The sequence below is a fragment of the Candidatus Cyanaurora vandensis genome, from assembly GCF_013285555.1.
Classification (GTDB): domain Bacteria; phylum Cyanobacteriota; class Cyanobacteriia; order Gloeobacterales; family Anthocerotibacteraceae; genus Cyanaurora; species Cyanaurora vandensis.
Genome location: NZ_JAAXLT010000163.1, coordinates 1 through 11,460 on the forward strand (window position 1 = coordinate 1; position 11,460 = coordinate 11,460).

An 11,460-nucleotide genomic window follows, 5' to 3' on the forward strand; every position below is an offset into this window, starting at 1 on the left:
GGATGTGGCGGTTGCCATGGCGGGGGAGCCGTACTTCTTGCCGATGCCCACGGTCCTCGGCGTGCGGTTGACTGGGAGTCTGCCGGCGTGGTGTTCGGGGAAAGATGTGGTCCTGGAATTGCTCCGCCGTCTCACGGTCAAGGGCGGGGTGGGCCGGGTGATTGAATACTACGGGCCGGGGGTGGCTTCTTTGAGTGCTTCCCACCGTTTCACCATTACCAACATGGGCGCGGAACTCGGAGCGACGACTAGCGTTTTTCCGTCGGATGAGCGGGTGAGGTCTTTTCTAGAAGCCCAGGGCCGGGGGGCGAGTTATGTGGAGCTACTGGCGGACGAGGATGCGGTTTACGACGAACACCAGCACCTAGACCTCGATAGCCTAGAGCCGATGATGGCCTGCCCCTCCAGCCCGGATAACGTCGTCTCCGTGCGGAGTGTGGCGGGGCTGCCCGTGGCCCAGGTCTGTGTCGGTTCCTGTACCAACTCCAGCTACGAGGACCTGACGATTGCTGCCTTGATGCTCCGGGGCAAAACGGTCCACCCCGAGGTCTCGATGACGCTCACACCGGGGTCTAAGCAGGTGTTTGAGATGATTGTCCAGGACGGCTACTTTGCCGATTTGACGGCGGCGGGGGCACGGATCTTGGAATCCGCCTGTGGTCCCTGTATCGGCATGGGCCAAGCTCCCCCCACTGGGGCGGTCTCGGTGCGCTCCTTCAACCGCAACTTTAAGGGCCGCTCGGGGACCAGTGAGGATTTAGTCTATCTGGCGAGTCCCGAGGTCTGTGTGGCTTCAGCTCTGACTGGGGTGATTACGGACCCACGGGATTTGGGGATTGATTTTATCCCAGTGGATACTCCGACCCAGTTTTTGGTCCATGACAATATGTTGGTCTCTCCGGCGAGTGACCCGAGTGCGGTGGAGATCAAGCGCGGTCCCAATATCCGTCCCGTGCCCTTGGCCCAGCCCCTCACCGACACCATCCGGGCGGAACTGATCCTCAAAGTGGGGGACAACATCAGCACCGACCACATCCTCCCCGCCGGGGCCAAAGTCCTCCCTCTGCGCTCCAATATCCCTGCCATCGCTGAGTTTGTCTTCATGCGCGTGGACCCGACCTTCCCTGAGCGGTGCCGTCAGGCGGGGCAAGTCGTAGTCGTCGGCGGGAGTAACTACGGTCAAGGTTCCTCACGGGAGCACGCGGCCTTGGCTCCGATGTACCTGGGACTTAAGGCGGTCATTGTCAAGAGTTTCGCCCGTATCCACCGCGCCAACTTGATCAACTTCGGTATTCTCCCGGCGGTCTTCGCGGACCCCACGGACTATGACCGTATCCAACAGGGGGACGACCTAGAATTAGTCGCCATTCACCAGGGTTTGGCCACGGGCACTATCACTGTTCTCAACCGCACCCAAGGCACTGAGTTTCAAGTCTCAGTCGCCCTCACGCCCCGCGAACAGGAGCTTCTGCATAGTGGGGGCCTGCTCAGTCACATCAAAGCCAAGCAGGCGGTGGTAGTGCCGGTCTGAAGGCAGCCTTAGTTAGGATATGGGGAACTCTCCGCCGGGTCCACAGGATTTCCGCGAGGCTAACTAGCGTTCCCGCGAGACCCGCAGGATTTCCGTGGCTCTGGCAAAATTTCCGCAAGACTTCCTAAAGTCTCTGTGGGGTCCACAGGTCCAAAACCGCCCCTCCGCCCCATACCCTGCCGGACACAGGCGTGAGTGTACCAACACCATCGGTTGAGCTTAGGCAAGACTTGTCACACGCAAGGTGGTCAGCTTCGAGTTTGCGGTTGTGACAAGCGCGAACCACCAAGTTAACGTGGGGCGCCCGGCTGTCATCCTTTCTGTGAGGATATCTCACGATTTGTGGGTAATGGATAGCTCAAAAAGGGGGGAAAGAGGTTATTCGAGTCGCCCTGCCGCAATCAACTCTTAAAGTCCCTCTTTTTAAGGGGGATTTAGGGGGCTCGCATAGAGATTCTAAATCTCTATGCGAGCGACTCTTAGTTCTTAGGGTTGCGGTTATCGTAGGCAATCCCGCGCCGGACCTGCACAATGGCTTGGTCTACGGACTGAAGGGCTTTATCGCGATAACCACCTTTATCGGTGGTGGCCTGGGTCAGTTCACGGCGGGCCGTCTGTAGCGCATTCAACGCAGCCTGCATCCGGGGCTGGGGTTCAGCAGCCGAGACCTGTAAATAAGTTCCACCCGCGCCCAAGACCGCCACGCCCGCCAAAAAACCAACCCAACGCTGTGTATTTGTCATCTCACTGCTCCTTAAAGCTTTCTCTGTCGTAGACGAGAGTAGCAGGAAGCCCGTTCAATATTCCAGCGCGTCACTGTACAATCTATCTGGAGACATAGAGTCTAGAAAAGATTGACAATACCCAGGTGAATTAACAAGTTAGTCTGATAGATACCATACAGGTTAAGCAATAGTTGTAAGATCGCAATACCAGCAAACTTCCAACCCAACTGTGAAGGATTCTTGAATTCACTCAAGACTAAAAGTATCCCGGCCCCCAGAGAATAATTGAAGACTAGGACCAAGAGCGGCATCCAGAATCCCAGCACCGCACCCACACAGAAACATAAAAAACCCAGACTCACCATCACCAACGCCACGAAACGGGGCGGGTCGAGTTCAGCCAGATATTGACAATGGTCCCACCAACGTTCTAATGGGGACATACCAACCTACTTGAGTATTTCACTCAGTCTAGCTAGTAGACCGAACCTCGTCTACCGGGATTGCCGCGAACAATCAAGTAGACGCGCAAAGTAGAACTGCTCATTAATTGCTGTACAACTGTCCACCCGCCAACCCAAACGTACCAGGAGTTCCCGTAACTGAGCTTCGGGGTGTTGGTAGGCGCGGGTAGCCTTGGCTGCCCCTGGAAAAAAATTGCCCACGCGTTTCAAGAGACTCAAGAGCGGGGTCTGGGGCGCGAAAGTGAATAGCAGACGGTCCTTAGCCAGTTGACTAAGGTGGGTCAGCATCACCTCAGCTTGCGGCAGGGGGTAATGGATCAAGACATCTACACAGACCACAATATTGAAAGACCCCGCCAGGGTTTCAAGCTCCTGGACCCGGAAAGTCAAGTCCCCTGGTGCCCCCTCCTGTTGCCAACGCCGGGCGGCCTCCTCGACCATCTGTTCCGAAATGTCCGTGGCGAAGACCGTTGCGCCCCCACGGGCTAAGGGCACACTGAGACTCCCCACCCCGCAACCCGCATCACAAATTGTCAGCCCCTTGACCGACCCCAGCCCTCCGAGGATAGCCGTCAAGGTTCGTTGGTGGCCCCGGCGAATCGCAAGCTGCACCCGGTTAACCTGAGCCTCACCATAAATACGTTGCCACCGCTCAAAGCCCGTGGTATTGAAGTATTCCCGCACAACGGCTTTTTCGTCTTGACTCATGCGCTATCACCGCTGAACTAAAGGTTTCAACCTAGCCAACCATCCCCCAACTGTACTACCCCTAGGCCAGTCGGACACGCTAAAGCTCCCTGGAAATCGAACTGTTTAGGTTCCTCAGCCGCGCACACGAGCCTAAAATGGCTTCACATTGGTTAGTGTAGTTTGGTGAGGTGACTAATGATTGCTCCAGTATCGCTAAACTCTCGGCTCTACTCTTGCGTGTTTACCATTTTTTGTAGGGTAAAAACTTACCGTCGTAGGTGACTACTACCCGGTCGCCCTTGGGGTCTTCAACTTTGGCGATAGTCAAGGTGAAGTCAATGGCACTCATGATGCCATCACCAAACTCCTCCTGGATTACCGCTTTCATCGGTAGCCCATATACTTGCATAATCTCGAAAAAACGATACAACAACGGGTCGGTGGGGACGGTTTCATCTAGGGAACCCTTGAGTGGGTAATCGGTCAAAAGCTCCGCGAGTTCTAGGTCTAGGTTCAATAGGCCCAGCAACTTTTCCGCCTCATCCTGGGTCGCCCTCGCCTGCCCATACAATAGGGCGGCAACCCAGACTTTATCGTGACCGAGGGCCGCGCCGAGCTGGGTATAGGTGAGGCCCTTCTCTCGTTTCGCTGCCAACAAAATATCCGTGATCTCAAACAGAGCCATGGCTTTTCCTCAATACAGTACAGGACCTACGCACAGCCTACAGCCCCTAAAGAAGAAATAGCCATCACACCTTGAATCAGAAAAAACAAAGCCTGGAGCAGCCAGAGTTAGCCGCTGGCTGCTGATTTCGACTCTCACCGATACACCCACTGCTATGGCTGTCCCTTCTACTTGGGATACGCCCAAGATTATCGCTGAAGCAACCAGCGGTCAGTTTAAGGCGACTGCGGGGAAGTACTTCGACAAAGGCTGCAACGAAGCTCTCGACTACACAACTGAAGTTATTGATCTAAATGGTGACGAGCCCGGAGTGTTTACTAGCGTGGCTGGCACCTGCCTGGGCGGGATGGCTGGTGTCCAGGTGAATTTGTATATTAAGAACAAGAACGGTCAATGGCAACCGCAGTTCGGTTTTCCTGGTACCTATACAGTACTCAAAACAAAGAGCAAGGCTTATCCCGACATTGAGATTGGTGGTCCGGGGTTCTGTTTCCCAGTGTGGCACTGGAATGGACAGCAGTACGCCATCCACAAGAAGTGCCGCTAAGCATATGGGAGAGCGTAAATCTTTTATGGTTTGCAGATTTTCCCTCTAGGACTGAATTTCAAGGCAGACGGTCATTCGACCAAGCAACTCAGGCGGACTCTGGCTTGGGTAGAGAACTGGGGTGAATGAGTAAATCAGCAGTGGAGCGGGATTCGACCATTTCGCGGGTCACTTCAAAGCGGCTCAAGTCCGGGCGTGAAGGCGACTCGTACATGATGTCAAGCATCAGTTCCTCAACAATGCTTCTGAGGGCACGGGCTCCCGTTTTGCGACGGTAGGCTTCTTTAGCGATGGCCTCAATTGCCCCGCCATCAAAAACGAGTTCCACGCTGTCCATCTTGAGGAGCCGTTGGTACTGCTTCAACAAGGCATTCTTGGGCTCAGTAAGAATAGCTTTGAGGGCCGCTTCATCCAGGGGTTCGAGGACCGCCACCGAGGGGATGCGCCCGATAAATTCAGGGATAAGACCGAACTTCACTAGGTCGTCGGGTTCCAGAGACTTGAGGGACTCAACTAACCGTTTTTCGCGCTGTTGGCTCTCGGGCTGGATGAAACCAATGGATTTTTTACCCGTCCGCTGCTCCACTACCCGCTCCAAGCCGACAAAAGCCCCGCCGCAGATAAAGAGGATATTGGTAGTGTCAATCTGGATGTATTCCTGATAAGGGTGCTTACGCCCGCCTTGGGGCGGCACATTGGCGATGGTCCCCTCTAACATCTTGAGTAGGGCTTGTTGGACCCCCTCGCCGGAGACATCACGGGTAATCGAAGGGTTCTCGGATTTACGGGCAATCTTGTCAATCTCGTCAATATAGATAATCCCGCGCTGGGCCTTCTCAATGTCGCCGTCCGCCATCTGCAACAACCGGAGCAGGATATTCTCCACGTCCTCCCCCACATACCCAGCTTCCGTCAGGGTCGTAGCATCGGCAATGGCAAAGGGGACTTCTAACACTTGAGCTAGGGTCTGAGCAAGGAGGGTTTTGCCACATCCGGTCGGGCCAATCAGGAGGATATTTGTCTTCTGGAGGTCAACATCCGTGGAGGCTTCTAGCTGGGAAGACAGTCGTTTGTAGTGGTTATAGACGGCTACGGAGAGGATTTTTTTGGCGTTATCTTGACCAATGACATGAGCATCCAAGTGACCTTTAATCTCGTAGGGCTTGGGGAGCTTCTTGGGTAAACCGTTATCCTTACGATTGTTGGGACGACCGGCCCCGCGCTTCCCGGCGACGGGTTGGGCGGCGGGGCTGTCGAAGAGTTCTTCATCCAGGATTTCATTGCATAGGTCCACGCACTCATCACAAATGTAGACCCCAGGGCCAGCAATCAATTTGCGTACTTGCTCCTGGGACTTACCGCAGAAGGAGCATTTGAGATGGGCATCGTAGGTTTTAGCCATGAGTCCTGCCATGAAGAAAGGGGTTTTAGCGTACTGTTGTCAGCCCTTCAGAAGACAGGGCCCGTTTGGTGATGACTTGGTCAATCAGACCATAATCCTTGGCTTCCTCAGCGGACATGAAGAAGTCGCGGTCCGTATCCCGTTCAATGCGCTCCAGAGGTTGCTTGGTATGGTGGGCCAGCAACTCGTTGAGACGACGCTTGATGTAGAGGATCTCGCGGGCCATGATCTCAATGTCCGTCGCCTGACCCTGGGCACCGCCGAGGGGTTGGTGAATCATGACCCGAGCATGGGGTAGAGCCAAGCGTTTCCCTGTTTCACCCCCTGCTAGCAAAAAGGCTCCCATGGAAGCCGCTAGCCCGACGCAGATTGTGGAAACCTGGGGCCGGACATGCTGCATCGTGTCGTAAATCGCCATGCCTGCTGTGACCGAACCGCCGGGAGAGTTGATGTAGAGCGATATATCCTTCTCGGGGTCCTCAGCTTCCAGGAATAACAACTGGGCCACAATCAAGTTGGCGACCATATCATCCACAGGCGTACCCAGGAAGATAATGCGTTCCCGCAAAAGTCGTGAAAAAATATCAAAGGCCCGTTCACCCCGCGAAGACTGCTCCACAACCATCGGGATTACGTCATAGATGGTGTAGCCACGGGGTAACTCGCTCAAAATTTGGTGGATCATCCCTTAGCTCTCCTGGGTAGCGGTTGCAATGGGCGGTTCAGCAGCGACTTCTTCCAGCTCTAGGGGCGGTGTGGTCTCAGCAGTGGATTCATCCACCTCAGCGACCATTACCTCTAGCGGCTGGGTAGTCTCGTCAGCGGCGGGCTCGTCCACTTCCTCAATTGTAGAGTGTTCCGCTAACCAATCCAGGGCCTTTTCCGTCAAAAGCTCATCGCGCACCAAGGTGGTCAGGGTTTCGCGGTCCATCTCTTCTTTGAGGGTGCGGGCGTATTCGGCTAGACGCGGGGTGAGTTCGCTATCGTCCACCGTGAGGCTTTCACGGCGGACTAACTCAGCTAGGGCCAAGGTGCGCCGGAGCCGGACGACGGCTTCGGAGGAGACCTGTTCGCGCAAAAAAGCTAAGTTGTCTTCGTTTTTGAAAAAGAAGTCAGGGTCAATCCCGCGCTGGGTCATGTTCTGGATGTACTGCTCAGCTAGGAACTTAAACTCTTGTTCAATCAGGGTTTTGGGCAGGTCAATCTGGGCCTCGACGAGCAGCGCGTTGAGCAAGGCTGTGTCGCGCCGGTCCTTGTTCTCGCTGGCATTCACGGTGCGGAGGTTTTCTTCCGTGTAAGTGCGCCAAGCAGCTAGATCCGCGAAATCCGCTTCCTGAGCGAGAACATCGTCGAGGGCGGGCAGTTGGCGGTCCTTGAGTTCTTTGAGGGTGATGGTGAATAGGGCGGGCTGGTTCGCCAGTTCTTCCTTGGCGTAACCTTCCGGGAATTGGGCTGATACTTCGCGGGTCTCATCTAGTTCCATGCCCAAGATGCCTGCGATGAAACCAGGGATGAAGCGGTCTTCTTGGAGGACTACTTCAAAGTCTGTGCCCTTAGCCCCAGGAATCTCTTCGCCTTCTAAAGTGCGCCCCAAGAAGTCCATGATGGCGATGTCCCCGAGTTGCGCCGGACGGCCTAGCACCGGGGCCGTGGTTGCTTTTTCTGTTTGGACTTCAGCCAGAGCTTTGTCTACCGACTCAGGGTCAAAGGGGACCGGGATGTACTGGACGGTCATGCTGCTGTAGTCTGCGCGTAACTGGACTTCGGGCTGCACATCTACGGAAGCCTTAAAGCTTAAGCTCCGACCAGGTTCAAACTGGGCTAAAAGTTCATCAAACTTACTGAGGACCTGATAGTTGCCCAAGGCATTGACCTGAACGGATTCGATGGCTTCTTTGAGGGATTCGTCTAATAACTTCTCTAGGGTCTCGGCTTTGAGGGCTTGTTTGCCTAGATATTGCAAGACAATCGGACGGGGGGCTTTACCGGGGCGAAAACCGGGAACACGGGCTGTTTTCACATATTTGCGGACGGTGTTCTCAAAGGCTTGTTGCCCGCGTACCGCATCAATCTCAATTTCCAGGCCCACCTGAGAGTTGGGCAATCGCTCCTGCGTAACTTTCATACAGCCCCAAAATCAACAAAACGCTTTACCAATATACCCTTCCTACTGTCCTGACTTTGCTTCATCCCCAGTCTCGGGTAGGGCTGCAATAAGAGCTTCGAGGACCCGACTGACCCCAATCAGTGTTAGACCGGGGATCTCTGGCAGGGTCCCCCTAGGCACGATGGCGCGGGTGAACCCCAGCTTGACCGCTTCGCGCAAACGCAACTCCAACTGCGGGACCGGGCGTACCTGTCCCCCCAACCCGACCTCACCCAGAATCACCGTGTAGGGGTCCACCAGTCGGTCCCGGAAACTCGCTGCCACGGCTAGGGCCACGCCCAAGTCAGCGGCGGGTTCATTGACGGTCATCCCGCCCACTGAGGAGACGTAGGCATCAAGTTTAGAGAGTGGAATCCCGACGCGCTTTTCAAGAACTGCCAGGATTTGCAGAAAACGGTTGTACTCTAACCCAGTCACGGTGCGCCGGGGACTGGTATAGCTGGTCGGACTGACGAGGGCTTGCACTTCGACGACGAGGGGCCGGGTCCCCTCACAGGACACGATTACGGCGGTCCCCGAGTTACGGTCCTCCCGGTTGGACAAAAATAGCTGGGAAGGATTATCTACCTCGACTAAACCCGCCCCGGTCATCTCAAAAACACCGAGTTCATGAGTCGCCCCGAACCGATTTTTCACCGAGCGCAAGAGTCGATAGCTCTGGAAGCGGTCTCCCTCGAAATAAAGCACCGTATCCACTAAATGCTCTAATACTTTTGGCCCCGCAATTGCGCCTTCTTTAGTAACATGGCCCACAATCAACAAACTAATCCCTTCACGTTTCGCCACTCGCATCAAGGCCGCTGTACATTCGCGGACCTGGGAGACCGAACCCGGTGCGCTGGTCATTGTCGGCAGATATACGGACTGGATACTGTCAATAATTGCGGTGCGGGGCTTGAGTTGTTCGAGTTCGCGCAGGATGATTTCAAGATCTGTTTCGGCGAGTAAATAGAGTTCTGGACTGGTCACTTGGAGACGGTCAGCCCGCAGTTTCACCTGTTGGACGGATTCTTCTCCGGAGAGATACAGCGTTGGATGTTGTTGGGCGAGTTTCTGAGCGACTTGGAGTAAGAGGGTAGATTTGCCCGCCCCTGGTTCGCCACCGACGAGGACTAAGGAACCCGGTACAATGCCGCCGCCCAGGACCCGATTGAGTTCGTTGTAGCCGCTGTCGAGTCGTTCGTACTTCTCCTGGCTGACCTGGGTGATGGAGCGGGCTTGGGCGGGGCTGGTGGATTTACGGCTGGTGGGTTGGTGGGCGGGGGCGACGATCTGCTCGACGTAGGTATTCCACTCACCACAGTCCGCGCATCGTCCGAGCCAACGGGGGGACTCGGCCCCACAGTTCGTGCATTGAAAAAGAGTTTTGATTTTGGGCATGGGTTCAAAGTGTCGAACTAAACAACGTTAAGGCATCGTACTGGGTGGGAGTTTGGAGACAACGAGTCAGGAGTGATAGGTCCAAATCGGGTAAAAGTACAGACCGGGTAATTAAACGGTATTGCTCACGCTCTAAATGATACAGATGTAGTCTTCCTCCTCCCAAAACCACACTTCAGTTACCCCCAATCCCCGGTAGATCTCTAGTTTATTCACCCGACTTTTAGTAATCATCATTTCAATGGCTAAGTCTGGGATGGCTTTTTCTTGGCCTAGGGAATAGCATTCATCGGGCTCCAAACCTCTTACCCTTGTTTGATTCTGAAGCGTGGTCGAACCCGCCGCATGAAACCTTGTCTGGGTTGTGAAAAGACACATCCTAGTAACATCGCCGGGGTCTTTTTAATCATCTCGTGTTCGGCGGAGGGTATGAGGAGTTCCAGTGTGCCTTGTAAGTAATCTAGGTGGACGAGTAGATGTTTCAGGGTCTCACGTAGGGTCAGGTGTTGTCCCCAGGTAATGCCCCGTAGTAACAGAGAGGATTCAGGTGAGGGCAGGACCGCCAGTGAGGCCATGACAGCATCCGTCGGGCTAAGTCAATTTTAACCCAGCCCTTTGCCTTAAAAATAGCTTGGTTTCTAGGCTTTCTCCTGTGCGAACCTAGAGATATCTAGTTATCAGAGGAGTCTCTAGCCGTGGAGTCCAAATCAACGGTTATTATCACTGGCTCTTCCTCGGGGATTGGTCTGCAAGCCGCTAAGGTCCTAGCCCAGACGGGGCAATGGTTCGTGATGATGGCCTGTCGGGATCTTGCCAAAGCTCAACAAGCGGCCCAAACCGTCGGTATTCCTCAGGACAGCTACGCCATCCTGCAACTCGACCTCGCTACCCTCGCCGGGGTCCGGCAATTCGTCCAGGACTTCAGAAAGAGCGGACGGACGCTTGATGCTTTAGTTTGTAATGCCGCTATCTACACGCCTACTGCCCAGGAACCCCGGCGGACTGTGGACGGGTTTGAACTGAGTGTCGGTACCAACCATCTTGGGCATTTTTTGTTAAGTCAACTCCTCTTGGCGGACTTACAACAGGCCGCCGCCCCGCGTCTGGTCTTCATCGGTACCGTGACCCACAACCCCAAGGAATTGGGCGGCAGCATCCCGCCGCGTCCGCACCTAGGCGACCTCTCCGGTTTAGAGGCTGGTTTCAAGGCACCCCACACGATGATTGATGGCAAGGCATATAACCCCGTCAAAGCTTACAAGGACAGTAAGGTTTGTAATCTCTTGACCATGCGAGAGTTCCACCGCCGCTACCATGCCTCCCACGGCATCACTTTCAACGCGCTCTATCCCGGCTGTGTGGCGACTTCGGGGCTATTTCGGGAGTCGCCGCGCTTATTTCGGCAACTCTTTCCGGTTTTCCAACGGTACATTACCAAAGGTTTTGTCTCAGAAGCAGCAGCGGGTCAACGGGTCGCCGCTGTCGTCGCCGACGCTGCCTACAACCAATCCGGGGTCTATTGGAGTTGGGGGAACAGGCAAAAAAAAGATGGCAAGTCCTTCATCAAAGAAGTGTCCTCTGAAGCCAGCGATGACGACAAGGCGAAACGGCTGTGGGAGTTGAGTGCGGGGTTAGTGGGACTGAGTTGAGGGGAGGGTCGGGCAGTATGCTGACTTTATCAAGAGCGGCGTAAAACCCCTAGCTTTAGCTATGGGCATATAAGCCGTATCAGCCAACGGCGCATAGGATATCTAAGCGATAACTTTCAGTTTAAATAAACTACAATAGTAGTATGTTAGTTCTTGAGTCAAAGTTAGTCGCCACCTCTGAGCAGTTCGCCTTAATTGATGAGGCGATCCGCACCTTCCA

General features: G+C 54.7%; 12 protein-coding genes. 3 read left to right on the top strand and 9 right to left on the bottom strand.

What is annotated here, in order from left to right:
- A partial coding sequence (locus HFM78_RS11290; protein ID WP_287129546.1) for an aconitate hydratase occupies positions 1–1,531 on the top strand: 1,531 nt, incomplete at its 5' end.
- 479 nt (positions 1,532–2,010) lie between these two features.
- Here HFM78_RS11290 and HFM78_RS11295 read toward each other — a convergent pair.
- The 4 genes from HFM78_RS11295 to cynS form a co-directional block, all read right to left on the bottom strand.
- Entirely contained in the window at positions 2,011–2,274 is a 264-nt protein-coding gene (locus HFM78_RS11295) for a hypothetical protein (protein WP_287129547.1), read from the bottom strand.
- 101 nt (positions 2,275–2,375) lie between these two features.
- Positions 2,376–2,699 (bottom strand): hypothetical protein, encoded by a 324-nt coding sequence (locus tag HFM78_RS11300; protein WP_287129548.1) that lies wholly within the window; start codon positions 2,697–2,699, stop codon positions 2,376–2,378.
- Positions 2,700–2,750: 51 nt separating this feature from the next.
- Positions 2,751–3,428: a magnesium protoporphyrin IX methyltransferase gene (gene bchM, locus HFM78_RS11305; protein ID WP_287129549.1), complete on the bottom strand. Its 678-nt coding sequence runs from the start codon at positions 3,426–3,428 to the stop codon at positions 2,751–2,753.
- Between the two features lie 223 nt (positions 3,429–3,651).
- Complete coding sequence (gene cynS / locus HFM78_RS11310; RefSeq protein WP_287129550.1) at positions 3,652–4,095, bottom strand: cyanase; 444 nt, start codon at positions 4,093–4,095, stop codon at positions 3,652–3,654.
- Between the two features lie 154 nt (positions 4,096–4,249).
- On the opposite strand from cynS, the gene HFM78_RS11315 reads away from it, so the two are divergent.
- The gene (locus HFM78_RS11315) at positions 4,250–4,642 is read left to right on the top strand and encodes a hypothetical protein (RefSeq protein ID WP_287129551.1); all 393 of its coding nucleotides are present in this window, start codon (positions 4,250–4,252) and stop codon (positions 4,640–4,642) included.
- A gap of 88 nt (positions 4,643–4,730) precedes the next feature.
- Here HFM78_RS11315 and clpX read toward each other — a convergent pair whose 3' ends face one another.
- The 5 genes from clpX to HFM78_RS11340 form a co-directional block, all read right to left on the bottom strand.
- A complete protein-coding gene (gene clpX, locus HFM78_RS11320; protein WP_287129552.1) occupies positions 4,731–6,044 on the bottom strand; it encodes an ATP-dependent protease ATP-binding subunit ClpX in 1,314 nt (437 codons plus the stop codon).
- 25 nt (positions 6,045–6,069) lie between these two features.
- Positions 6,070–6,729: an ATP-dependent Clp endopeptidase proteolytic subunit ClpP gene (clpP, locus tag HFM78_RS11325; protein WP_396033349.1), complete on the bottom strand. Its 660-nt coding sequence runs from the start codon at positions 6,727–6,729 to the stop codon at positions 6,070–6,072.
- 3 nt (positions 6,730–6,732) lie between these two features.
- Complete coding sequence (tig, locus tag HFM78_RS11330; RefSeq protein WP_287129553.1) at positions 6,733–8,169, bottom strand: trigger factor; 1,437 nt, start codon at positions 8,167–8,169, stop codon at positions 6,733–6,735.
- A gap of 42 nt (positions 8,170–8,211) precedes the next feature.
- Positions 8,212–9,591 carry a DNA repair protein RadA gene (gene radA, locus HFM78_RS11335; protein ID WP_287129554.1) on the bottom strand — a complete coding sequence of 460 codons (1,380 nt, stop codon included), beginning with the start codon at positions 9,589–9,591 and terminating at the stop codon, positions 8,212–8,214.
- Positions 9,592–9,723: 132 nt separating this feature from the next.
- The gene (locus HFM78_RS11340) at positions 9,724–9,891 is read right to left on the bottom strand and encodes a hypothetical protein (RefSeq protein ID WP_287129555.1); all 168 of its coding nucleotides are present in this window, start codon (positions 9,889–9,891) and stop codon (positions 9,724–9,726) included.
- Positions 9,892–10,286: 395 nt separating this feature from the next.
- Between HFM78_RS11340 and HFM78_RS11345 the strand changes: the two genes are divergently transcribed.
- A complete protein-coding gene (locus tag HFM78_RS11345; protein ID WP_287129556.1) occupies positions 10,287–11,240 on the top strand; it encodes a protochlorophyllide reductase in 954 nt (317 codons plus the stop codon).
- Positions 11,241–11,460: the final 220 nt, after the last annotated feature.